General features: G+C 43.6%; 21 protein-coding genes. 12 read left to right on the forward strand and 9 right to left on the reverse strand.

The genetic code is table 11. The features are described 5' to 3' along the window. The first annotated feature begins 23 nt into the window (after positions 1-23). Positions 24-689 carry a TetR/AcrR family transcriptional regulator gene (locus tag QO189_RS02390; RefSeq protein WP_071001416.1) on the forward strand — a complete coding sequence of 222 codons (666 nt, stop codon included), beginning with the start codon at positions 24-26 and terminating at the stop codon, positions 687-689. Between the two features lie 106 nt (positions 690-795). On the opposite strand, the gene QO189_RS02395 is transcribed toward QO189_RS02390, so the two are convergent. From QO189_RS02395 to tolQ, 5 genes are all read right to left on the reverse strand, one after another. After that, positions 796-2,202 carry a nucleobase:cation symporter-2 family protein gene (locus tag QO189_RS02395; RefSeq protein ID WP_371531350.1) on the reverse strand — a complete coding sequence of 469 codons (1,407 nt, stop codon included), beginning with the start codon at positions 2,200-2,202 and terminating at the stop codon, positions 796-798. Positions 2,203-2,688: 486 nt separating this feature from the next. After that, positions 2,689-3,981: a translocation protein TolB gene (locus tag QO189_RS02400; protein ID WP_371531351.1), complete on the reverse strand. Its 1,293-nt coding sequence runs from the start codon at positions 3,979-3,981 to the stop codon at positions 2,689-2,691. Between the two features lie 137 nt (positions 3,982-4,118). Then, positions 4,119-5,144, reverse strand: a complete 1,026-nt coding sequence (locus QO189_RS02405) for an energy transducer TonB (RefSeq protein WP_371531352.1) — start codon at positions 5,142-5,144, stop codon at positions 4,119-4,121. 57 nt (positions 5,145-5,201) lie between these two features. Continuing rightward, positions 5,202-5,663 carry a protein TolR gene (tolR, locus tag QO189_RS02410; RefSeq protein ID WP_371531353.1) on the reverse strand — a complete coding sequence of 154 codons (462 nt, stop codon included), beginning with the start codon at positions 5,661-5,663 and terminating at the stop codon, positions 5,202-5,204. Then, a complete protein-coding gene (gene tolQ / locus QO189_RS02415) occupies positions 5,660-6,382 on the reverse strand; it encodes a protein TolQ (RefSeq protein ID WP_371531354.1) in 723 nt (240 codons plus the stop codon). Before tolQ ends, tolR begins: the two co-directional genes overlap by 4 nt. A 562-nt stretch (positions 6,383-6,944) precedes the next feature. Between tolQ and QO189_RS02420 the strand changes: the two genes are divergently transcribed. From QO189_RS02420 to QO189_RS02430, 3 genes are all read left to right on the forward strand, one after another. Continuing rightward, the gene (locus QO189_RS02420) at positions 6,945-8,240 is read left to right on the forward strand and encodes an NCS2 family permease (RefSeq protein WP_238037667.1); all 1,296 of its coding nucleotides are present in this window, start codon (positions 6,945-6,947) and stop codon (positions 8,238-8,240) included. A gap of 709 nt (positions 8,241-8,949) precedes the next feature. Then, positions 8,950-12,198, forward strand: a complete 3,249-nt coding sequence (gene putA, locus QO189_RS02425) for a bifunctional proline dehydrogenase/L-glutamate gamma-semialdehyde dehydrogenase PutA (RefSeq protein WP_371531355.1) — start codon at positions 8,950-8,952, stop codon at positions 12,196-12,198. Between the two features lie 11 nt (positions 12,199-12,209). Continuing rightward, positions 12,210-12,902, forward strand: a complete 693-nt coding sequence (locus tag QO189_RS02430) for a 1-pyrroline-5-carboxylate dehydrogenase (protein ID WP_201600568.1) — start codon at positions 12,210-12,212, stop codon at positions 12,900-12,902. A 187-nt stretch (positions 12,903-13,089) separates the two neighbouring features. On the opposite strand, the gene QO189_RS02435 is transcribed toward QO189_RS02430, so the two are convergent. After that, on the reverse strand, positions 13,090-14,262 hold the full coding sequence (locus tag QO189_RS02435; RefSeq protein ID WP_371531356.1) for a JmjC domain-containing protein: 1,173 nt from the start codon (positions 14,260-14,262) through the stop codon (positions 13,090-13,092). A gap of 130 nt (positions 14,263-14,392) precedes the next feature. Between QO189_RS02435 and QO189_RS02440 the strand changes: the two genes are divergently transcribed. After that, positions 14,393-14,578, forward strand: a complete 186-nt coding sequence (locus QO189_RS02440) for an NF038104 family lipoprotein (protein ID WP_371531357.1) — start codon at positions 14,393-14,395, stop codon at positions 14,576-14,578. A gap of 4 nt (positions 14,579-14,582) precedes the next feature. Here QO189_RS02440 and QO189_RS02445 read toward each other — a convergent pair whose 3' ends face one another. Then, a complete protein-coding gene (locus tag QO189_RS02445; protein ID WP_371531358.1) occupies positions 14,583-15,221 on the reverse strand; it encodes a DUF2238 domain-containing protein in 639 nt (212 codons plus the stop codon). A gap of 31 nt (positions 15,222-15,252) precedes the next feature. Beyond that, positions 15,253-16,644 carry an adenylosuccinate lyase gene (gene purB / locus QO189_RS02450; RefSeq protein WP_371531359.1) on the reverse strand — a complete coding sequence of 464 codons (1,392 nt, stop codon included), beginning with the start codon at positions 16,642-16,644 and terminating at the stop codon, positions 15,253-15,255. 310 nt (positions 16,645-16,954) lie between these two features. Here purB and QO189_RS02455 point away from each other — a divergent pair, with 310 nt between their 5' ends. Next, positions 16,955-17,350, forward strand: a complete 396-nt coding sequence (locus QO189_RS02455) for a hypothetical protein (protein ID WP_371531360.1) — start codon at positions 16,955-16,957, stop codon at positions 17,348-17,350. 157 nt (positions 17,351-17,507) lie between these two features. Next, the gene (locus QO189_RS02460; RefSeq protein WP_371531361.1) at positions 17,508-18,350 is read left to right on the forward strand and encodes a hypothetical protein; all 843 of its coding nucleotides are present in this window, start codon (positions 17,508-17,510) and stop codon (positions 18,348-18,350) included. An 11-nt stretch (positions 18,351-18,361) separates the two neighbouring features. Here QO189_RS02460 and mnmA read toward each other — a convergent pair whose 3' ends face one another. Further along, complete coding sequence (mnmA, locus tag QO189_RS02465; protein ID WP_371531457.1) at positions 18,362-19,474, reverse strand: tRNA 2-thiouridine(34) synthase MnmA; 1,113 nt, start codon at positions 19,472-19,474, stop codon at positions 18,362-18,364. Between the two features lie 374 nt (positions 19,475-19,848). On the opposite strand from mnmA, the gene ispF reads away from it, so the two are divergent. From ispF to QO189_RS02490, 5 genes are all read left to right on the forward strand, one after another. Continuing rightward, positions 19,849-20,352 carry a 2-C-methyl-D-erythritol 2,4-cyclodiphosphate synthase gene (ispF, locus tag QO189_RS02470; RefSeq protein ID WP_371531362.1) on the forward strand — a complete coding sequence of 168 codons (504 nt, stop codon included), beginning with the start codon at positions 19,849-19,851 and terminating at the stop codon, positions 20,350-20,352. Positions 20,353-20,469: 117 nt separating this feature from the next. After that, complete coding sequence (grxD, locus tag QO189_RS02475; RefSeq protein WP_371531363.1) at positions 20,470-20,820, forward strand: Grx4 family monothiol glutaredoxin; 351 nt, start codon at positions 20,470-20,472, stop codon at positions 20,818-20,820. A 217-nt stretch (positions 20,821-21,037) separates the two neighbouring features. Next, positions 21,038-21,577 (forward strand): hypothetical protein, encoded by a 540-nt coding sequence (locus QO189_RS02480; RefSeq protein ID WP_371531364.1) that lies wholly within the window; start codon positions 21,038-21,040, stop codon positions 21,575-21,577. A 476-nt stretch (positions 21,578-22,053) separates the two neighbouring features. Further along, positions 22,054-23,949 carry a tRNA uridine-5-carboxymethylaminomethyl(34) synthesis enzyme MnmG gene (gene mnmG, locus QO189_RS02485; protein WP_371531365.1) on the forward strand — a complete coding sequence of 632 codons (1,896 nt, stop codon included), beginning with the start codon at positions 22,054-22,056 and terminating at the stop codon, positions 23,947-23,949. Positions 23,950-24,188: 239 nt separating this feature from the next. Next, the gene (locus QO189_RS02490) at positions 24,189-25,148 is read left to right on the forward strand and encodes an AEC family transporter (RefSeq protein WP_371531366.1); all 960 of its coding nucleotides are present in this window, start codon (positions 24,189-24,191) and stop codon (positions 25,146-25,148) included. Positions 25,149-25,214 lie beyond the last annotated feature (66 nt).

Raw genomic sequence — 25,214 nt, forward strand, 5'->3', positions numbered from 1 at the left:
ACTTGGAGTGAGATACCATTGTTATGACTCAAGACAATCAGAAAGAGGATATCCTGACTACTGATGCGCCATCGCATCGTAGTCAACAAGTTACGCGCGCGCACAATCAAGCTCTGATACTGGCAGCGGCTGAAGAGGAGTTCGTGCTCCAAAGCTATCGCGGTGCTACGATGCAAGGCATTGCTGATCGAGCAGGACTGCCTAAAGCCAACGTTCACTATTATTTTAAAAACAAAAAAAACCTATATATGGCTGTGCTACGTTCAATTATTGAAGAATGGAATGACGGTTTGGTGACAATGACAGTGGACAGCGATCCAAAAACCGTCATTGAAAAATTTGTCCGTACCAAGCTGCATCAAGCTTTTGTCAATCCTAGTCGCCATAAGTTGTTTGCCATTGAAGTCATCGGCGGTGCGCCTCACTTGCACGAATTTATGTCCACAACGATGAAAGATTGGGTAAATGATAAAGCGCAAGTCATGAAAGAGTGGCACAAGCAAGGCAAGATTGGAATTACAGATCCCTTGCAACTACTAATTTTGATATGGGCGACGACTCAGCGTTACGCTGAATTTGAGATTGAAATTGTCGGCTTGATGGACAAAACAGCTTATGATGCAGAAGATGAAGCGCGCGCAGCAGATTTTCTAGTGCCTTTTATTTTACGAGGCTGTGGACTTGAATGATTATATGTATTTAAGTAATGACGATTAAACGATCATAGCAGACGAGGTGCATAAACAAATTTTATGGCACCTCGTTTTACTTTTAGATAGGGCTAAATATTCAAATTTATGCCACTTTTTGCGCTGTTTTTAAGCCATCTTCGGCATGTTGTTCCGCAGTATCAAATTCCACACCGTAGTTTTTTGGTAGAATCATATCAAGCGTGATTGCCACAATACCGGACATCGTCACCGCTGAGCCAAAGATGTTTTGGAAAAACTGCGGCGTTTGTGAGAGTACATCAGGAACGAATGCAATACCCGTTGCTAATCCTAGTGATGTTGCGATAATCAAGACATTACGATGGGTAAAATCCACGGTGGATAGTATACGAATACCCGCAGTTGCGACAGTGGCAAACATCAGTAGCGTGACCCCGCCAACGACAGGCTTGGGCAGCTGTGTAAAAATCGCACCGAGGACGGGAAATAGACCCATCAGGCACAAGATACCCCCAACATAAAAGCCAACATAGCGACTGGCAATACCTGTCATTTGAATCACGCCATTGTTTTGGCTAAAGGTTGTCACAGGAAAAGTATTGAAGACGGCCGCAATCAGAGAGTTGACACCATCACCCAATACACCCCCTTTGATGCGCTTCTCATAGAGAGGGCCTTTGATTGGCTCACCTGAAATCATGGAGGTAGCGGTCAAATCACCCGAGGTCTCAATACTGGTAATGATGTACATAAAGGCAATAGGAATAAATGCCTGCCAATCAAAACCAAAACCATATTTGAAGGGAGTGGGGACGGTAAAAAAAGCCGCTTCAGACACCAATGAAAAATCAATACGTCCCATAAATACTGCAGCGAGCAGGCCTAACATCAGACCGATAAAGATAGCACTTGAGCGAACAACCTTATTGTTAATAATGCTAATGAGTACCACACTGACGAGTACGCCACCACCTAAGAGTAGGTTTGGAATACTACCGAAATCCTCAGCACCAAACCCACCTGCCAAATCAGTGAGACCTACCTTTGTTAGGGACAAACCAATCGTAACAATCACACAGCCAGTAACAATAGGGCTCATAAACGATTTGAGTTTGGTGATAAATTGACTCAAAAATATCTCAACAAATGCACCGAGAAACGACACACCAAAGATAACGGATAAAATCTCTTCAGGACTACCACCGCGATTTTTTACTACAAATCCTGCTGTCAATACTGCCGCCAAAAAACCAAAACTGGTGCCTTGTAATGCCATAAGGCCAGAGCCAATTGGTCCTACTTTTCGAGTTTGAATAAAAGTCGCTACCCCAGATACGATCAAGGACATGCTAAGAAGATAAGGAATATGTTCCCCTAGACCTAAAGTGCCACCTATGATTAATGAGGGAGTAATAATACCAACGAAAGCAGCAAGTACATGCTGTATAGCACCTAAAAATGCTTTGAGAGGGGTGGGGCGGTCATGAAGTCTATACAGTAAATCGGTATTTGCTGGAACGTTTTCACTCATGGTGGTTTCCTCCTAGAATAACTGCTTAGCACCCAGTTAACTGTAGACATCTGACAACGTAACAAATCATTAGATAAAAATTAAAATCCAATCCTTGACCTGTTTTTTATCGATTCGAATAATAGGGGTAAGTTCCCGACCTTAAAATAGACAATAAAAATAGTTTATATTTGTTGGCTTTTATTGAGATAACCTGACCAATTAGTCAGACCTATTTAGGATATAGGTAAAATGAAAGTTAATGCAATGTTTTTTTTGGTACTAACCGGTTTACGGGTTTGTTACTAGTAAAAAATAAAAACAAGTCCGAATGAAGAGTGCCTAAGAAAAGTGCATAAGATAGCGAGCAGGTTTTACTAACAGTAGGCTTCATTACTTTTCTTCTAACAGCTCATACAAAAAAGCCTCAATCATAATGAATATGATTGAGGCTTTTTTGTATGAGTAAACTCTAACGTTATGACTCAGTTGCCTAAGCCGCCTAGATTACTTTGGACTTGATGACCACACAGGTGAGCGGATGATGCCTTGTCCTGATTTACCGAACGCTTCGCCACCATTCAATGATTTAATCGTTAGTACGCCTTTGCCGCCTTGGGTAGACGCATAGACCACGCGCTTGCCATTGGGTGAGAAGCTTGGGGCTTCATCGATACCCGTATTACCAAGGTTGGTCGTTACCGCACCATTACTATTCATAATAGCGGCTGAGCGTCCACTTAAAAAGGCAATTTGTGTCCCGTCACTACTGAACTGCGGGCTAGTCGCATAGCCACCATTTGATACTTTGGTCATGCGTCCCGAGCCAAATTCATAACGATAGACTTGTGGTTTGTTAAAGCCAGTTTTGTCACTGACAAATACGAATGACTTGCCATCAGGGGCGTAGCTTGGTTGCACTTCACTGCTTGGCAAATTAGTGAGTCGTCTAGGAGTGCCGCCGCTTGCGCTCATCTCATAAATATCGGCACTGCCCTCAAAGCTACTAGAGAATAGTATCTTGCTACCATCAGGAGAGAACGACGGACTCATGTTACTACCAGCGAAAGGCGTGAGCGCACTTGCGCCGCCACCACTGACATTTTGAATGTAGATAACAGGATATGATTTTTCGCGTTGTACTGAGTAGGCAATGCGATTGCCATCAGGTGACCATGCTGGTGAGAAGATAGACCCTGCTACCTCAGTGATGGTTTTGGCATTTTCGCCATCTGCATCCATCACTTTTAGACGAGAGACTTTTTGTTTGCCAGTCCCTGTTTCTTCTATATAAGCAATACGCCCTGAGAAATCCCCTGGAATGCCCGTAATCAGCTCATAGACTTTATCTGCGATGACGTGACCGGCGTAGCGCATGCTTTCTCTATTATTGTCAGCGGTTAGGCTTTGCTTGCCCTCTATCACGCGACCAGATTTGACATCGATGACTTCGTAATCGGTGACGATTTTGCCGCGATTGGTACGAGTGCTGCCGACGACCAAATAAGGTATGCCCATGCTTTGCCATACTGGCAGTGTGCCTGCCAGCTCGCTACTGCTGCGTGGCTGCTGCGGTAGGTTTTGGCTGGTGACTTTTAGTTCTGTATTATTCAAATCATTTAAAATAATAGGGGACAAAACAGAATCACCTGCAAATGGTACAAACGCGACTTGGTTTTGTTGGACAGGAATTTCATAGTCCAATTCTAATACGACAGGGGCTGCGAGCACGTTTTGCGAGATAAGTAATGCTGAACTACCCGCAAGTAAAGAGGCTAGTAGTTTTTTATGAGTATGCATGGGTCAATGGCGCTCCTAAAATTAATATGATAGTCATTTTTATAGTCGATTAGGCAAGCATTTAGATGAAACAAAAACCTATGCGATACAAGCCGTTTAATGTCACGTTATCAATAATACAAGGCTCTAGCAACTGATTAATTGCTACCTTTAAACTGTATGGTAAAGGTAGGGTATTTAGGGTCATCAGCATCAATCGGTAAGCTGCCTGTGTTGAGCACTGCTTGTCTGGCGGCTTCGTTAACGACGCTATCAGGACCAGATGCGGTGACATTGACCACATCGCCATTTGCATTGACGGTGATCGTCAACGTTGCACGCTGGGTAGAGCCTCTCGCTGCGGTCGGCGGGGTATAATTACGTTTGATTAGGTTTATGATCTCACTGTTACTGGCACCGCGGCTACCACTTGAGGCAGAGCGACTACTACCTTTCGAGGTGCTAGAGGTTGATGTGTCGCCAGAGAGGGTTGACTGGCCATCTGACAGGCTAAAGGTTCTGCCTGCGTTGCCAGAGCCATCGGTATCAATCTCTATGTTACGATCGTTAGCAGTAGGGCGTTTAATCTTGGGTGGATTGTTTTGCTTTTGACGAAAATCTCCAAGCCGTTTTTGCTCCTCGATCATCTGCTCTCTTTTGTCTTGCTCTACTTGATCAAGCTCCTCTATCGCGGATTCGTCTAGCTGCGCTGCCCACTCTGCCATTCTGCGCTCATACTCTTGGTTTTGTTCACGCAAGCGTTGATGTTGCTCTTCACTCATAAGCATGGGCTGACTGGCAGGCTCATCAGATCGCGTAAACACAGGGACACGCTGAGAGTTCGGCTGGCTTGGATTTTGAGCGCTTGTGCTACTACTGCTTGAGGTTTCTTGTTGAGCGCTACTGGCTGAGTCGCTGGTGCTGCTGTCCATTTGCATGGCGCTGGCTGCTGCACGATTGGCCAATATCTGTCCTTGCATTTCAGCGAGCTGCTCAGGAGATACCATGACCGTCTCAATACTACCCGCAGTCTCAACCTCAGTGGTTTGATAGTTATAAACCAGTATGCCGATTATAAGACCATGTGCTAGCAAACTGAGTAACGTAGGCAATGTTAGCCCGTTACCTTCAGGTTCGGTGGGGACATAGACGGCAGGCGCATTATGCATGGTATGGATACTCATGAACGTGGTTTATCGGATTGGCTGCTATGATGTGACATGCCTATATAGAAGATATAGCTATTGAAGCGATGGCGTCGGTAGAGGCGCACCAGTCAATAACCCTACTTTTTCAATACCTGCCTGCTGCAAAGTTGCCATGAGCGTCATGATAGCGCCATATTGGTTATTTTGATCAGCATTAATCATCACTTGCAATGGCTCGGCATCAGTATTACCGCTCTGAGATTGTAAGTTCGACAAAGTGTTAATTAGCTCAGGCTCACTAATAGGCAGGTCGATATTATTTTCATAACTGATAAAAATCTCACCACTGTCAGTCAATGAGACAATGACGGGCAACTGGCTCTGACTCATGGTATTGGTTTGCTCTTTTGGCAAATCAACATCGACACCCGTAATGAGCATGGGTGCGGTCACCATAAATATCACCAATAGCACCAGCATAACGTCGATGTAAGGAACGACGTTCATCTCTGCATTCAGCGCTTTTTTCTCACGGCGATAGGGATTTGGTTTCATAACCCATTCACCTGAGTGGCACTCACTTGGGTTTCTCTCGTAACAGGGCTTTGTACACTGGTCTCGCGCTGTAGCATGCCTGTCATCTCGTCACAGAACAATGCTCGTGAATCATAAAGACGGCTCGATTTTGCCGTAAAATGGTTGTATGCCAATACAGCAGGAATAGCGGCAAACAAGCCCATTGCTGTCGCAATTAGCGCCTCAGCAATACCAGGCGCGACAGAGGCTAGGGTGGCTTGCTCCGTTTGCGACAGTCCCAAAAACGCATTCATGATGCCCCAAACGGTTCCAAACAGTCCGATGTAAGGAGCTACCGAGCCGACACTTGCTAGTGTCGTCAGTCCTGACTCGAGTAATTGCTGCTGACGGCCCAAGCCGACGCGCAGTTTACGCTCGACACCGTCGATGATGTCATCTTTAGGTTGACGCTTTTTATGCATTCTTAGATATTCTGAAAAACCCACATAAAAAATCTGCTCAAGTCCTTGGCGATCAGGTGAGCCTTGTACGCCTTGATACAGCTTTGCTAAATCTTCGCCTGACCAAAACCAAGTTTCAAATTGTTGATCAAAGTTTTTGGCCGTACCGAGTCGCGCACTCATACGGAAAATAATGACCCAACTGAACAAAGAAGCTAACAGCAATAATGCCATCACAATCTGTACCAATAGACTGGCTTGGGTAATAAGATCAATAATATTTAATGATTCAGGCATGTAATGGACTCACGGATAATTGACAACAGCTGGTTTAAATAAAGATATCCAAACCAAACGAACCCTAAAAATAATAAGCATACTTTATCGTTGAATCTTAAGCGCAGTAAAGATCTCGGCAATCTGGTTTAGTAAGAGACTATTTGAGACCACGCTCAACCACTGAGACATCAACATAATAGCCTGTTAGTTTACTTCTAAATGAAAGAAACGTCATTATTAATGTGTTAACCAGATGAAAAGTACGAAATATCAAATATTAAGTATCTTAACGTTGTGATGGTAACTCACTATCTTATTATTAATATGCACAAATGATTTGATCTAGAGGATATAAGAAAATTCAAATTTGTATAGACTTTTCGTCGTTATAAAAGTGATGTTTTTAACTGCTTTTTTATACGAGTTAGACATTATCAGCGATTGAGTTTGTAAGATAACTCGTCTAATATGTTACGCTTTGTTACTACATTATTCTTACTGCGGCATTGCTATTCTTGCTGAGGTTATGTTTGATTTTAGGTAGTGGTGACTTTTTATTATCCAGTCGGGGGCGACACTTATGAATGCAATTGAACGCTATTTTGGGATTAATGGTGACAATACCACAATCAAAACAGAAATCGTCGCTGGTATAACCACGTTTTTAACGATGGCTTATATCATCTTTGTTAACCCTAATGTCTTAGCCGATGCGGGTATGGATAAAGGGGCTGTATTTGTTGCAACTTGTTTGGCCGCAGCGGTAGGTTGTTTTATCATGGGTATTTATGCCCGACTACCAGTAGCGTTAGCGCCAGGCATGGGACTTAATGCCTTCTTTACGTATGGCGTGGTTCTAGGTATGGGCTATGCATGGCAAACCGCACTGGGTGCGGTGTTCTTGTCAGGTTGTATCTTTGTACTATTAAGTCTATTTAAAATTCGTGAAGCGATCATTAATGCGATTCCAAACTCTCTCAAAAACGGCGTGGTCGCTGGTATTGGTGCATTCTTGGCTTTTATTGCTTTGCAGAGTGCAGGTATCATCGTCAATCATGATGCGACCTTGGTTGCCCTTGGTGATATGACGTCATTTGGCCCTGTATTGGCTTCATTAGGTTTTGTCGTCATTATCGGTCTGTCTTATAAAAGAGTCCCAGGCGCGGTAACCATTGGTATTTTGCTGGTTGCTCTGATTAGCTTGCTAATGGGCTATACACAGTTTACCGGTATCATATCGGCACCACCTTCAATCGCGCCAACACTGATGCAGCTCGATATCGCTGGCGCATTTGATGTCGGTATGATCAGTGTGATCTTCGCTTTCTTATTTGTGGATTTATTTGATACTGCAGGTACGCTCATTGCAACCACTAGCCAAGCCAAGTTAACTGATAAAGACGGCAATATCCCGAATATGGGCAAGGCGCTATTAGCAGACTCAACAGCGACGGTCGCAGGCTCTTTACTTGGTACGTCATCGACAACCAGTTATATTGAAAGTATCTCTGGCATTGCCTCAGGTGGCCGTACAGGGTTGATGGCAGTCACTGTTGGTGTGTTATTTTTACTAAGCATTTTCTTTTCTCCATTAGCCGGTATGATCCCAGCCTACGCGACGGCCGGTGCCATATTTTATGTTGCCGTACTGATGATGGGCACCTTAAAAGACATCGACTGGAGCGACTTAACAGAAGCGGCGCCTGTTGTGGTTGTATTGCTGTTCACACCGCTGACATACTCTATCGCTGATGGCATCGCGCTTGGTTTTATCACCTTTACCGCGGTCAAAGCAATCGCTGGCAAGTTCGCTGATATCAGCATTGCTGTATGGCTTTTGACCCTTGTGCTATTGGTTAAAATCATCTTCTTGTAAGGCGTATTGTGCTAGGTATGAGACCTAACAATAGAACCCTCTTTATCACTTGATGGTAAAGAGGGTTTTTATTATTTGGAGACAGTACTTAGCTTACTAGTGAGCCTAAAATTTGTGAGATTAGAACCCAAAATTTTGGTAATAATTAATCAGTAATAGTAAACTAAAAAATATAACCAAAGCGTCATGACTGATAAAGTGCTTGTAAGTCTTTGTTATTTAAAGGCAAATTAATTTATAAAAATAAAAAAAATCGTTAGTTTGAATTTTTTTTTCATGATATTATAGCCGAGTTAAGCGCATCACCTCAATCAACGCCGTAGAGGTTTTTCTTACAGTGAATTTGCACATTTAAGATGGTATGTTTGGGCTTGTTCAAGTGATTTTCTATCACTTCATTCAAGCGATATTTGTCCATCACACTCCTTTCACTACTAACAAGAAGAAGGCACTAATGCCGCTTAATTTTTCGTTGTTGCCTTTGTATTGTTAACGTAGCCCGTTTAACAGTTGAACGACCTACTTAACCATCTCCAGCATGTGCTGGATTTTCTAGTTTTGTGATGGCGCCGTTTGGTCTTTTGATTATTGCTGTGAATATCCGTCAATAACCTCTATTTTGATAGCGGTTACGAGCAGTTATGCAGGACGATCAGACTTCCTAAAGCACCATTTATTATGGTTTTTAAACGATAGTTATGGAGTTGTTATGAACCCAGTAGACCAGTTTACCCCGCAAGAGCCGATTTTGTTCAATCCTGTTGATATGCTGTCGCCAGAGTATCTTGCCCAGCCAATAGAAGAGCTATATAAGCGTATTTCGCCACTATATAGCGTTGATGAACAGCGTTGGTTGTCTGATTTATTGCCACTTGCCAAGCCTAGTACACAAGAGCGTGATGCTGCCGCTGAGCAGACACGCAAGCTGGTTGAGCATGTGCGTAACGATGGTAAAGCCGTCAAGATGGTTGACTCATTATTGCTTGAGTATAGCCTTGATACCCAAGAAGGTATCTTGCTCATGAGCTTGGCAGAAGCTTTGATTCGAGTGCCAGACAATTATACTGCTGATGCATTGATTCATGACAAAATGAGTGTGGCTGATTGGAAAAAGCACATCAAAAATGACAATGGTTTCATGGTCAATGCCTCTACTTGGGGCATGATGATGACAGGCCGTGTCGTCAGTATTGATAGCAGCACCACTGCATCAGGTTTCTTGGATCGCATGACCAAAAAGATGGGCGAGCCTGTCATTCGTAGTGCCATGCAAAAGGCCATGCGTATCATGGGCCACCAGTTTGTATTGGGCGAAACCATTGAAGACGCCAATAAAAACAGCCAGCCATATCGTAATAAAGGTTATACCTATTCATTCGATATGCTAGGTGAAGCGGCTATCACGCATAGAGATGCTGAAAAATACTTCAATGACTACTTGCATGCGATCAAAGCGACGGCCAACGTCAAAGTCAAAGAAGGTATGCCAAAGCCATCAGTATCTATCAAATTGTCTGCGCTACATCCTCGCTATGAAGCGACACAAGAAGCTCAGGTCATGGGTCTATTGCGTCAACGCTGCTTGCTCCTTATTGAAGCGGCACGCGAAGTCAATGTTGATCTTAGTATTGATGCCGAAGAAGCCGATCGTCTTGAGATTTCTTTAAAACTGTTTGAGTCTCTGTACCGTGATAACTCAACAGCTGGTTGGGATGGCCTAGGTATCGTTGTACAGGGTTATTCTAAACGTGCTATCGCTGTATTGGCTTGGCTTGCTCGTTTGTCTTCTGAAGTCGGTGATCGCATTCCAGTACGTCTGGTAAAAGGCGCTTATTGGGATACTGAGATCAAACTTGCGCAGCAAAAAGGTCTGTCAGGCTATCCTGTTTGGACGCGTAAAGAAGGTACAGATACCGCATATCTTGCTTGTGCACGCTTCTTGTTGTCAGATCATCTGCGCGGTCTTATCTGGCCACAGTTTGCAACGCATAATGCGCACACGCTTTCTTCAATCATGACCATGAGTCAGCATAAAGAGTTTGAGTTCCAGCGTTTGCACGGTATGGGTGATGCACTTTATGACCATATTTTGCAAGCTTATGAGATTCCTGTACGTATCTATGCACCAGTTGGCGCGCACAAAGACTTGCTACCATATTTGGTACGTCGTTTGTTAGAGAACGGTGCCAACAGCTCGTTTGTCCATCAGTTATTAGACAAGTCGTATCCGATTGAAAAACTAACTGTACATCCATATGACAAGCTACTTGCCAATCCAACATTGCACAACCCAGATATCCCGCTACCATTAGAGATTTATGGTTCGCGACGTGCAAGTTTTGGCCCTAACATATTTGTAGAGTCACAGTGGTTGCCGTTTAAAGCAGCTATTGATAGCCATCTCAATAAAAAATGGTCAGCGACACCTATCATCAACGGTCAAGCAGTGAATGAATATGAAGTAGATGGTGTCACCCATCAGCTTGATGCTCAGCCTGTACTTGCGCCTTGGAATCATGACGTAAGCGCTGGTGAAGTCAAATATGCCAACGCAGAACTGGCTCGTCAAGCGATTGATGTCGCTGTTGCTGGTCAAAGTACGTGGCAGAACGTGACAGTAGCCAAACGTGCAGCAATCTTGCGTAAGATGGCTGAGCTATTTGAAGAAAACTACGCTGAGCTAATGGTACTCTGCCAAGTCGAAGCTGGTAAGACCATGCAAGACAGTATCGATGAAATCAAAGAAGCCGTTGATTTCTGTCGTTTTTACGCTGATGAAGCAGAGCGCCTAGACGATGTCGTGCATGAGTTTACAGATTTGTCTGGTAAGCAATCTCGTCAAGTTTATAAACCACGTGGCACTTTTGTGTGTATTAGCCCATGGAACTTCCCATTGGCCATCTACACGGGTCAAATCGTGGCGGCACTGGCAGCAGGTAACACCGTAGTTGCTAAGCCTGCTGAACAAACCAGCTTGATTGCTCATTTTGGTGCGCAACTAATGTATCAAGCGGGTGTACCAGCAGAAGCACTGCAATTGGTAACAGGTGCTGGTGACGTGGGCGGAGCGCTAACGGCTGCTGACAACATAGCAGGTGTGATATTTACTGGCTCAACTCAAACTGCTCAGCGTATCAACCAAAGCTTGAATAATCATGCACAAGCGAGTGGCGAGCTGCCTGTATTTATCGCTGAGACTGGTGGTCAGAACGCGATGATTGTTGATTCAACAGCACTGCCAGAGCAAGTCGTTAAAGATGCTGTTCTATCTGCATTTGGTTCAGCAGGTCAGCGTTGTTCAGCTTGCCGTATACTATGTGTACAGGAAGAGATGGCTGATGATTTGATCGAGCTATTGCAAGGTAATATGGCTGAGCTTTCTGTTGGCAACCCGCTATACGCTGCCACAGATGTAGGTCCAGTGATTGATGCTGATGCTAAAAATGGACTTGAGGCGCACATCGCGCGTATGGATGCTGAGCCAACTGCGACTATCTTGGCTCAAACACCAATGAGCTCAAGCTCGGTTGTCAGCCAAGAAAACTCTACCTTTGTACTGCCAACAGCGATTGAAGTACAAAGCATAGACGTTATTGGTGGTGAGCATTTTGGCCCAATCCTACATGTATTGCGCTATAAAGCACGTGATCTGAATAAGCTCATTGATTCTATCAATAACACAGGCTTTGGTTTGACTATGGGCATCCATAGCCGTATCGAAAAAACTGTTGAGCATATCGAGCGCCGTGCTTTTGTAGGTAACACTTATATCAACCGTAACCAAATCGGCGCGGTCGTAAACGTCCAGCCATTCGGTGGTTGTGGTCTATCTGGTACTGGTCCTAAAGCTGGTGGCCCGCATTATGTTGCGCGTCTGATGCAGCTTAGCTCAGAATCAAATGGCAGCAACCAAACAAATGCTAACACCCAAACAACCACTCAAACAGAACTCGCATAAGGAGTAGCAACATGGCGACTGAATTCAAAAAAAATCATGCCCAGGTTTGTGAATCTTGGCGACTACTTGGCGCGGTCAATCGCGCAACGTACCTAGAGGCGGCAATTCCAAAGTTGTCTCTATTGACTGGTGATGCTAACAAAGCAAAGCGTCTGTTCAATCACCTATTGAGCGCGGCTCCTAGTTTGGATGAGACGCATCGTATGACTGGCGCAACTGGCGAGTCGAATGACTTATATGTTACTGGTCGTGGTAAGACAATGGTCATTGGTGAAGAGTCTGCCAGAGCAATGGCAGTGCTAGGGCAGCTGATAGCCGCATTATTGACTGGTAATGAAGTCATATTGCATTGCCCAAGCCAAGATGAGATGTGCAATGAAGCTGCTAAGATATTGTACGATACAGGTATTAGTGAAGATGTATTGAGTGTGGCTAATGACTCTCAGACCACCACGCTTCTGTATATCGATCGTCTTGCCCAAGTGGCTGTTTCTGGTAACCACAGCGAAGTACAAGCCATCAGTCAAGAGCTTGCTAAGACAGACGGTATTTTGACGCAAGTGATTAGCGTCACTGATATGGAAGGCTTATCAGAAATGTTAACGCCTGATTATCTGCATCGTTTTGTCACTGAGCGTGTTAAGACTATTAACACCACAGCAATCGGTGGTAACGCGAGCTTGCTTGAGCTTGGTACAGAGTAATAGTATTAACGACCAACCCGCTTAGTGTTTATAGTGGTTTTAATAAATACTAAGCGGCGTTTGATACATCATCATGAGTATTGAACGAGTAATTGTATAATATGCATAAGAAAAAACCGCTATCTGAGTAATTATCAGATAGCGGTTTTTTTATTTGAGTGATTTAACTGAAAACAATGACGCGGTCTTATTCAGCCATTTCAATCCATATCCAGCCATTCTCTAACCATTCGCTTAAATCATCTGCATCGATATCCTTCACATCAGTATGCTGTAATAGCTCTCCATCAGCCAAACGTACCAACACTGCTATTGCTGCATCATCAAGTCCATCGAGACGCTGCCCATTGGCATATAGCACAATACCATCATCAGTTTTGCCATAGAGTAGGCGATTGCTATAATCTGCTTGTAGTGTCGCACCCTCAGACAATGCCTGCATGAGCGCTTCAGTATCCAGTGTTTCCTCTGGCATGAGCGCATCATATTGACGCTTACCAACCACTTCAGAGACGGCTTGACGAATCATATCATCACCGCGCTCAGATTGTAGCATCTCTAGCAATTGCGCTTTGATCGCAGCGATGCTGTCCGCTTGCAGTTCACCTGAATTTTGCAACGCTTGTGGTAGTAGCATAGGGATAAATAACTGGCTGTCATTGGTTGCAATATCCGCCACACTATCGATGATTTGCATCAAATTTGGACGACGACAGCCAAAAGAGAAAGTCAGACAGTCGTCTTGCGCCACACCGAAATGCGATAATTTAGGCGGTACATAAAGCACATCACCCGCTTCTAGTATCTCATCAAAAATAAGCTCACCCATGTCATCAAACAAGCGAATAGGCTCATCAGCGACAAACTCTGTCTGCTCATCACAGAATTTGCCCAACTGCCAGCGCCTAGAGCCATAGCCTTGTGCCAGAAACACATCGTAGTCGTCATAATGTTTACCAACGGAACCACCTTTTGGCGCATAAGAGACCATAATATCGTCACGCTGCCACTGTGGAATAAAGTCAAACGCTTGCCACAACTGACCGAGCTCTGGCGACCACTGTTCTAGATTTTGTACCAGTACAGTCCATTGTTCTGGCAGGTTGTCAAAGTCAGTTTCGCTCAGTGGGCTTTTTTTGAGTTGCCACTGCGCTTGACCTTGTTTTTTACTTGCCGCTTGGGTCAATAAGCGTGCGCTAGCGTCTTCTTCAAGAGCAAGACCAATCATGTCATCTGGCTCAAACATATCAATCAGCTGCGTTAAGCCTTGCTTGATAAGTAAGGGTTTCTTCTGCCAGTATTCAGCCAAAAACTGCTCAGGCGTGATAGAGTCGGGTAGACAAAGAGGAATAGAAGTCATGGGCAAGTCCATATTTTAAATGCGTATGAGATTGATAGTAAGAGATGCTTTATAGAAAGGTTTTAATCGTTTATGATTGTCACCTATCTGATGGCTATCATCAGAGCAGCCACTGAATCGTAGGAAAGTTATGAAAAAAATGCATTTGATCGTTATTCTCACAAGCATATTTTTACTACAGGCTTGTGTACATAAAATTGTCACCGTACCTGCCAAAATCGCTTATAAAACCACCAAAGGTGTGGTCAAAGGAACCGTTGCTGTAGGTAAAGCCATCATACCGGGCGACAGCGATGATGATAAAAAAGACGACTAATCACTTAATTAGATACCACTTGGTTTTGACAAGTTTGAAATAGTATAATACCTGCCGCAATTAGCCCACCGATCAATGCTAAAGCCATATCTTTGTGGGCGTCCCAAACATCACCCTGCTGACCGTTATACGCTTCAGTAGCTTCTGGTGATAACGTCATTGCAATGCCCCACTCGAGTAGCTCGTAGAGCAGACTTGATGACATATTAATCATGAGGGCAAGGGCGATGAGTAGTTTGACGGATTGGACTTTGAAGATAGATTTTGAGACATCTACCATCGCATTGAACAGTAAAAGCCCGTAGCTAAAATGGACAAGACGATCGTACATATTGCGCTGCCAACCAAACAATTCGTCTAAACGTATACCGAATAGGTGCTGTGTCCAGTCATTATAGGGCACATAAGAGTATAGATAACGTGCTCCTATGATGTGGATGACTAAAAACAGCGAAGCGAGTACATAGGAGCGTGAGCTAACGTAGCGATAGCGATAAGCACCTAGCATTAATGCTAAGAAAAATAGCGTACCGAGCTGATGTAGCAGGTAGCTCGACCACTCTAGAGGCTCAATGCTTGCTAGTACCATGACGACAAATACCGCAATGGTACTAGCAAGCACAGATTTTGTATGTTGATGCATAGTGCTCGCTGGCTGCTATTAATCGTTAAAATTACAGCTTGGCGATCCATTCTTTAATAGCGCGTGCTTGCTCGGCAGCATTACCCGTATAAGTTGCAGGCGTCAATGCACGCAAGCGTTCTTTGTCCGCATCACTAACTGCCGATAGCTCATCACTTTCGACGAAGGTTAGCATGGCTTCACGAGTCATGGCATTACCGCGAGTCAAGGCTTTTAGCTTTTCATACGGGTTTTCAACACGGTAGCGACGCATAACCGTTTGAATTGGCTCTGCCAACACTTCTTGCGCTTGATTCAAATCATCATTTAAACGCTGTGCATTTAGCTCAAGTTTACCCACACCTTTTAGGCACGCATCAAATGCAATCATGCTCTGTGCTAGACCAACACCGATATTACGCAATACGGTTGAGTCAGATAGGTCACGCTGCATACGTGAGATAGGCAGCTTCTCACCCAAATGGGCCAGCATCGCATTGGCAACGCCTAAGTTGCCTTCAGAGTTTTCAAAGTCAATTGGATTAACTTTATGCGGCATGGTAGAAGAGCCAACTTCACCGTCTTTTAGGCGCTGTTTGAAATAGCCTAAGCTAATATATTGCCAGATATCACGGTTAAAATCGATCAAGATTGTATTAAAGCGTTTAACGGCATCAAACAACTCAGCGATATAGTCGTGTGGTTCAATTTGAGTCGTATAAGGGTTAAATGTTAACTCTAAACGCTGATTGATGAATGTTTCAGCATGGCTCTGCCAGTCGACGTCAGGGTACGCTGAAAAATGCGCATTATAGTTACCAACGGCGCCGTTGATTTTACCTAATAGTTCTACTTGATTGATTTGTTTGATTTGACGGGCTAGGCGGTAGGCCACGTTTGCCATCTCTTTACCCAATGTCGTTGGACTGGCTGTCTGACCATGGGTGCGTGATAGCATTGGTTGATCAGCGTGAGCAATAGATAAGTCAACGACGCTATCAGTCACTTGCTGCATTTTGGCAACGACTAGCTCGCGGCTGTCTTTGAGCATCAATGCATACGATAGGTTATTGATGTCTTCACTGGTACAGGCAAAGTGAATAAACTCAAGTGAGTCAATCAAGGCATCCTGACCACGGAACTTGTCTTTGATAAAGTACTCAACCGCTTTTACATCATGATTGGTCGTCGCTTCGATGTCTTTGATAGCTTGAGCATCGGCTTCGCTAAAGTCATCAACGATTGCATTCAAAAAAGCGTTGGTCTGGTCATCAAATGCTGCTAATTCACCAATTGCGCTGTTGTCAGCTAAAGACTGCAACCAGCGAATTTCTACCGTAACGCGAGCTTTGATTAGACCAAATTCAGATAAATAAGGACGTAAGCTGTCAGCCTTTGATGCGTAACGACCATCGATTGGGGAGAGTGCGGTAAGTGGGGTCATGGTATCGCCTTTGAGTGAACAGAAAGTGAATGAATGCTTACTACAGTAGTAAATTTTGGTGGCGCAATTATAGCAAAAACTCATACAAAAAAGTTAGCGATATTGCTTAGGAATTATTAGTTGAAAAGGTTGTTGATATAGGAAATGACTGCGAGCTTTCTAGTTTCATCGAAATACTAACTATTTTCAATACTACTAACTTTTGTATTGAAAATAATTCAATTATATTTGTAACGGTATTGTTTTTCTAATGTAAAAGTGATTTAATGTTTCTTTTGTCGTCAATAGTTCACTAAATGGAAATCAATACATGAATAAATTCTTTAGCGTTTTAGTGTTAGGCTCAGCATTGGTGCTTAGCGCTTGCGGCGGTGATAGTGATAGCAGTGGTTCATATGGATCTTCTGAGCCTGTTCAGTTTCAAGGCTTATCAAATTGTGCAATCAGTGGCAATACCATTACAGTCAATGAGATTGGTAGAGGTTGTTTAGTTAAGAAATCTAATATCAACAATGGCAAGAAATTCTCATTAAGCTGTCAGATTGTAGGTACGCCACCTCGTGGCTATGTAAACTTTAGTATCATAACTACGAAAGATGGTGATAGTGATGAGATTAAGCGCGATATAGAAAGTGCTAATGGTAAATATGATTATATTTGTAAACCTATGAGCAGTCAGTTTCCAACGAGTGGGCTCTCTGGTTAAAACAGGTGTTTTAAAATAAAAAAGCCGTTTTTATTAAAAATAAAAATGGCTTTTTTCATAAAAAATGAAAACATCTTAAAAGTAAAGGCTGTCCATATTAATAGCGCTTATTGAACCAAACTCTATTACTCAAGTATCTTATCTCTAGAATATAACTATGAAAGACAAAACTTTATTTTTCTCATCCATCCTTATTTCTTTTATCCTTGGTAGTCTAGGCACTTACTTATTGATGACTAAGCAACAGATGGATCAAGTTATGCAGGGCAGGCAGCAGCCTATATCATCGCTGCAAGATAATACTGATTCAGGGTTTGAGAAAAAAGAAAGTATTGTACCTGCAGAATTGCAAGCGCTTGAACATCAAAATGGTAGCAATATACCAGCGGTAGGATCGCAACCAGTAGGTTCTATGCATGATTACTCAGAAGAACAAGCGATGGATATCGTCAATAAAATGCCTGACTATATGCTAGGACAGTACATTGATCGGTTTATGTCACAAGGTGCAGGCGAGGCGCTTGCAGATAAGCGACAATTTGCGCAGCGTGCAGTTGAGGAGTTGTACAAAAAAAATGACAATCAGCCACTCGTCGGTGATGTTAAGTTGTCACTAACGCCTGTGATGCCATCGGTATCCATGGATACCTCAACAATAGAAAAAAATGCCACTATATTTGCGCATCTTGATACCGCAGGCAAAGTGCCAGCCAGTCCTTTTGTGTTTGTGAAATGGGTCAATAATCAGACAGGACAAGTATTACTGTTTGAGAAAAAAGATATTGTTGCTAACAGCAATCAAAATTGGGTTAGCTTTAAGCCAGACGATGGCTGGCTTAAAGGCAGTTATGACATTCGTTTTTATCAATTTACATCAGAGCTGCAGCCTGTTGCGCAGCTGACTTATCAAATATATACAGTTGATGATACTAATTCAAATACAGACGAGGGTATGACAAGCAGTACAGTAACGGTTACTACTGCCGCTGTCAAAAACTAAATTAATCCTCTCTAAAATCCACAAGGCGCATCAATAGATTCAATCACGCCGCCGCCCAGACATACTTCATCGATATAAAATACCGCTGACTGTCCAGGGGTCACAGCGCGCTGCGGCTCATCAAATACCACACGCACTTCATTGCCATCAGCATTGGTCGCAAACACTCGACACGCTTGATCTGGCTGGCGATAGCGAGATTTTTCCATACAGGCTAGACCTTCGTCGCTAAACACATCCGCAGGCGGTAGACCGTCAGTCCAATCGAGCTTATAGGCTTTTAGCTCGTTGCTCATTAGCATGGGATGTTCATGCCCTTGACCGACGATTAAACGATTTTTCTCCAAGTCTTTTGCCAATACAAACCACGGTGCCTCTACACGGTCTTTAACACCGCCAATGCCGATGCCGCCGCGTTGACCCAGTGTGTAATACATGAGGCCGTCATGAGTACCGATGATTTTATTATCATCAGTAAGGATTTCGCCTTTTTGGGCGGGCAAATACTGTTGCAAGAAGTCTTTAAAACGGCGCTCACCAATGAAACAGATACCCGTAGAATCTTTCTTTTTGGCAGTAGCCAGATCATGCTCTTCAGCGATTTGTCGCACCACAGGTTTTTCAAGCTCACCAACTGGGAATAGCGTTTTAGCAATTTTGTCACCGCCAACCGCATGTAAAAAGTAACTTTGGTCTTTATTATTATCAAGGCCGCGTAATAATTGTGCGACCTCAGTGCCGTTATCATTTTTATAATTGATGCTACGCCTTGTATAGTGACCGGTTGCGATATAATCTGCCCCAAGGGTCAACGCATAGTCCAAAAACGCCTTAAATTTGATTTCTTTGTTGCACAAGATATCAGGGTTTGGCGTACGTCCTGCTTTATATTCCGCCAAAAAATGCTCAAACACGCGATCCCAGTATTCCATCGCAAAGTTAGCAGTGTGCAGTTTGATACCGATTTTGTCACAAACCGCTTGCGCATCTGCTAGGTCATCCATTGCCGTACAGTATTCAGTGCCGTCATCTTCTTCCCAGTTTTTCATAAACAGGCCTTCGACTTTAAACCCTGCCTGTTGAAGTAGTACGGCGGACACAGAAGAGTCGACACCACCTGACATACCAACGATTACATGTTTGGTGCTAGGGTTGTCAATATCGGCAAGTATGAGAGGGCGATGCGCATTGAAAGACTCAGAAGCGGTGGTGCTTGATGTGTTTTGTAAGGCTGACATAGAGCGGCTCAACTATTTATATACTATCCAAAGGAGATGGTGACGCAAAAAACCATGCCATTGCTACAATAGGGAGTCTTAGCAGAGCCACGTCAGCTTATCTTTTGGATCGGGTATTATGATAAAATAAACGTCACATTATACCAGTTAATTAAAACGGGTGGCGACCGATGATGTCTCGGTAATGGCAAAACCACTTTGAAAATTTATATACTGGTTTTGAATTATTTTAATCCCCTTCAACTTAGCTTGGAATAACCATGATAAAAATTGGTCAAGGTATCGATGTTCACGCTTTTCATAACAACGGTCAGCAGCAGCAATACGTCGTGTTAGCAGGCGTGCCTATTGAGCATTCTCATAGTTTGCTGGCACACTCTGATGGCGATGTGGTGCTCCATGCACTTGCTGATGCACTGCTTGGCGCATTGGCACTTGGTGATATTGGTCAGCATTTTCCTGATACGGATGCCGCCCACGCAGGATTGGATTCAAGGATTTTGCTGCGTTATGTTTATAGTAAAGTACAAGAGGCAGGTTATCGTCTAGGTAATGCCGATATTACGGTGATGTGTGAGCGTCCAAAGCTAGCACCGCACAATCAAGCGATGCGCGCCAATATCGCAAGTGATTTGCAAACGGATATTAGCAATATCAGTGTCAAAGCGACCACAACGGAAAAGTTGGGTTTTACTGGTCGACAAGAGGGCATCATGGCCAATGCCGTGGTATTATTAGTCCCTAATGCTGTTGAACCTATATAGGTCGAAAATTCGTGCTTGTAATATAGTGGCAGTCGCCCCATGTATCAGCCATATCTTTACATAATTATTTTTATACAAATAATATTTTAATGAACCGCTTTATCAATAGGAGCTTTTATGAGTGAGCAAACCCCAAATACTGCTGCAAACGACGTTGAACAATTGATCCGTGATCAAATCCGTGACAACAAAGTTATTTTGTATATGAAAGGCACGCCGCAGTTTCCGCAGTGTGGTTTTTCTGCCAAAGCCATTGAAGTGCTGACACAAATCGGCCGTCCCTTTGCTTTTGTTAATATTCTAGAGAACCCAGAAATCCGTGCCACCTTGCCAAAGATTGCTAATTGGCCAACATTCCCACAATTATGGGTCGATGGTGAGCTAATGGGTGGATCAGATATCATCCTACAGATGTATCAGTCAGGCGAGTTAAAGCCATTGGTTGAAGCAAACAGCCCTGCAGCTTAATACTTATTAGTGTTATTTGGATGTCTTTAATGTCCAATTAGCCTTTATAAGGTACAAGCACAGCAAACCCAAGTGGTCATTTAATGGCCAGTTGGGTTTTTTATTGCCTCTGTATCATGGTCTCTACACCCTGTTGTTTTTATAGGATTTACCCCCATATATTGTCCAAGATATAAATATATATAAATAATAATTATCAGATGATTAAGAGAGCTTTATGAACAACCAAACTAGTGAACAGTTAAATGAGCAAAAACAAGCAGCTGAGCAAGCAGCAATCGAAAAGCGTCGCGCGCGCCTAAAAAATGAATCTGCGCGCATCATTGAGATTGCCAATAGCGAATCAAACTCCGCACTAAAATGCATACATCAGCTGAGTGTGGCAGGCGGCGCGACAGAAGCAACGTACATCGCTATAGAACAGCGCATTGTCGCAGATCAAGATCCTGCAGGCGCTTATCATTTGGCATTATTAGCACAGAACACACCGGATTTGCCTATTGATGCACGCCAGCTCATTGAATTGGTGGTTAATAAAGGCGATAACCAGCAACGCTTGGCTTTACTCAAAAACTTGCCATTACCCCCAGTTGAACTCATCAAAGCGCAGATCTTAGCAAGTGATGACGGCGATGCCATTGGTCAAATGAACGCCTATTTACAGATCAATCCGGAAGGGTATGGTAGCCATCATATGCTGTCTAGTGGTCAGTCAGATCAAATTGTACCGCTGAGCCGTGGTAACGGTAATGGCTAAGACAGCATCATAAACTAAAAAGCTAACCACTAAAGTGATGGCGGCTACATCAGCAATGACGATGTTATGGTTAACATTGTTATTGCTGGCATAAATATCTTTTCGCTTAATTATAATAGTTTTTGTCCTAGCGTTTTTTAAGCATCAAAAAATTGTTATAATAGTAGGTTATTTAGGGCGTGTCTTTAATCTGAACGAAAGCATCTAAATGGGCTAAAAATGGTTAAATATTGCCAAACTATGTCAAATAGCTGGTTAATATCCTGATATTATCTGAACTATTTTCCTTGTTTGACCGCAATTTATCTCATTTTTATCACCATTTTCAAAATAAAAACACGCCCTGACCAATTATGAACGACTTATCTGAGTCGTTATCTTTTTTATAAATACGACTGACGTTTATTTGTCGATTGCCGTGTTCTTTACTAATAGAACATGACCATCGGCAGCGTTATGAGTCAAGTGAGGCAAACATGCAATACCCAAAACATTACGACGTGATAGTGATCGGTGGTGGTCATGCTGGCACAGAAGCTGCGCTGGCATCTGCACGTATGGGCGCACAGACCTTATTGTTGACGCATAACATTGAGACGCTCGGGCAGATGAGCTGTAACCCTGCGATTGGTGGTATTGGTAAATCGCATCTGGTGCGTGAGATTGATGCGTTGGGCGGTGCAATGGCATTAGCAACAGACAAGGCTGGTATCCAATTTCGCGTGCTAAATAGCCGTAAAGGGGCTGCCGTTCGTGCCACGCGTGCGCAGGCAGATCGTATCCTGTATAAAGCCGCCATTCGCCATACACTAGAGAACCAACCCAATCTGGATTTATTTCAACAAGCCGCTGATGATATCTTAGTAGAAAATGGTCGTGCGACAGCGGTTGTGACTTCTACAGGTATTGTTTTTAAGACCGAAACAGTCGTATTAACCTCAGGGACTTTTTTAGGCGGTGTCATTCATATCGGTATGGAAAACTCAAATGGTGGACGCGCAGGAGACCAGCCGTCTATCAAGCTTGCGGATCGTTTGCGTGAGCTTAAGCTACCAGTCGGTCGTCTAAAAACAGGTACGCCAGCGCGTATCGATGCACGAAGTGTTGATTTTAGCGTGATGACGGTACAGCCGGGTGATACGCCATTGCCGGTGATGAGTTATATGGGTGATGTCTCTATGCATCCTGAGCAGGTCAATTGCTATATCACGCATACCAATGCGCGTACTCACGACATTATTCGTGAAAACCTTGACCGTTCACCAATGTTCTCTGGCAAAATCGAAGGCGTAGGCCCGCGTTATTGTCCATCGATTGAAGATAAAATTCATCGTTTTGCGGATAAGGACAGCCATCAGATTTTCATCGAGCCAGAAGGCTTGACCACGCATGAGCTGTATCCGAACGGTATCTCAACGAGCTTGCCATTTGACGTGCAGTTAGACTTTATTCACAGTATGAAAGGCTTAGAGAACGCGCATATTACTCGTCCCGGCTATGCCATCGAGTATGATTATTTTGATCCACAAAATCTAAAGCCCACGCTAGAGACCAAATCGATTGATCGTCTGTACTTTGCGGGTCAGATTAATGGTACGACAGGCTATGAAGAAGCGGGCGTACAAGGTTTGCTCGCAGGTACCAATGCGGCATTGGTCACGACCAACAATAGTGAGTTTGAAACATGGACACCGCGCCGCGATGAAGCGTATCTTGGCGTGCTGGTCGATGATTTGATTACGCACGGTACCACCGAGCCATACCGTATGTTTACGAGCCGCGCAGAGTATCGTTTGCTCTTACGTGAAGACAATGCCGATCAGCGTTTAACTGAGACGGGTCGTAAATTAGGACTGGTAGATGATGTACGCTGGCAAGCTTATCAAGAAAAAATGGAAGCGATCTCAACAGAAACGTCACGTTTAAAAGACATGTGGGCCACGCCTACCAACGCACTAGGTAAGCAAGTGACTGAGCAGACGGGTGAGGTACTCTCTAAAGAATCGACGGCCTTTGATTTGCTCAAGCGTCCGCAGATTCACTTTGCAGATATTGCTGCTATCACTAATTCAACCGTTGATGCACAAGTGGGCGAGCAGATCGAGATTTCTGTCAAATACGCCGGCTACATTGATCGTCAGCAAGAAGATATTGATCAAATGAAGCGCCTAGAAAACACGGCGCTACCGCTAGATTTTGACTATAGTATCGTGTCAGGGCTATCAAACGAGATTGTACAGAAACTCACGCAAGTTCGTCCTGCGACGCTTGCTCAAGCGGGACGCGTCAGTGGTGTCACACCTGCGGCCATACAGTTATTGGCGATGACGGTCAAAAAACACAAAAAAGCAAAGGCTGCGCTTGACTCGTAACGGTAGTGTGCTAAAGCCTTTTATAACAAAGCATCCATGAAATAAAAAGCCCGTAATAAAATATTATTACGGGCTTTTGTTTATTAAAATCTACTCTATTATTGAAATAAAGTCTCATTCAAACTTGTCTTACTTGCTGCTTTGTCTCTATACTAGGTCATAAAATCTGATTATTACTTATTAAATTTTCTTGTTGATGCTCATATCATGATGGGCTTGTCACCGAATTGAGCCTATTTATGATTGATGCTATTGTTTTTGCTATTACTATTGTATTCCCCAACCTTGCTTTGATGTGGTTGGGTTTTTTTATGCAAAGACGTGGCGAAGCGAGCCAAAGTTTCATTGATCAGGCATCCAGCTTTGTTTTTAACTACTGCCTGCCTTGCTTGTTGTTTTTTAGCGTGGTTGATAGCGATGTTGATTATGGTCAGCAAGTTAAGCTAATTTTTGTTGGTATTTTGGTGACATTTGTCCTGTTTTTTGGGGCAGAGTTATATGCCAAGCGTTTTGTCAAATGTCCTGCCGACCAAGGCGTGTTCGTACAAGGTATTTTCCGTAGCAACATGGCTATTATTGGCCTCGCAACCGTTGCTAATGCTTATGGTGAGCGTGGTTTAAGTATTGGTGCGGTCTATATGGGCGTAGTCACCATATTGTTCAATATTTTAGCGGTCATTACGTTAAGTCGTGTCTCTAAAAGTGTGGATGATACTTTGATCAGTCGCAGTATTATGATCATCAAAAAGGTATTTACTAATCCACTGATATTAGCATTGCTATCAGCATTTGCCTATAAGGCGCTGCCATTGCCGCCACTTACGGGTGTGATTCACACGACTGGTGATTTGTTGGCAGCGGTCGCATTGCCATTAGCATTGATTTGCGCTGGCGCCAGTATTGATTTGAAGTCAATGCTGAATGCGTCAGGGTTGTCAATGCAGGCCAGTATTGGTCGTATTGTCATTGCACCAATCGTCGCCATTGCGATTGGATTAGCATTCGGTTTATCAGGCGTACATATGGGCGTGCTATTCTTGATGGTGGCATCACCAGCTGCTGCGGCCAGTTATGTGATGGCGAAGGCTATGGGTGGCAATGATGTGCTCGCGGCAAATATTTTGGCGTTTACGACAGTGGTGGGTATGTTTGGGATGGCATTTGGTGCCGCAGCATTACGTGCGCTTGGTTTAATGTAGTAAAGAATCTAGGAAAAAGATTTACTAAATTTACTTAACAGACACTACAATTTTCAATATAGTAAG

The sequence above is a fragment of the Psychrobacter sp. Arc29 genome (assembly GCF_041431175.1).
GTDB lineage: Bacteria > Pseudomonadota > Gammaproteobacteria > Pseudomonadales > Moraxellaceae > Psychrobacter.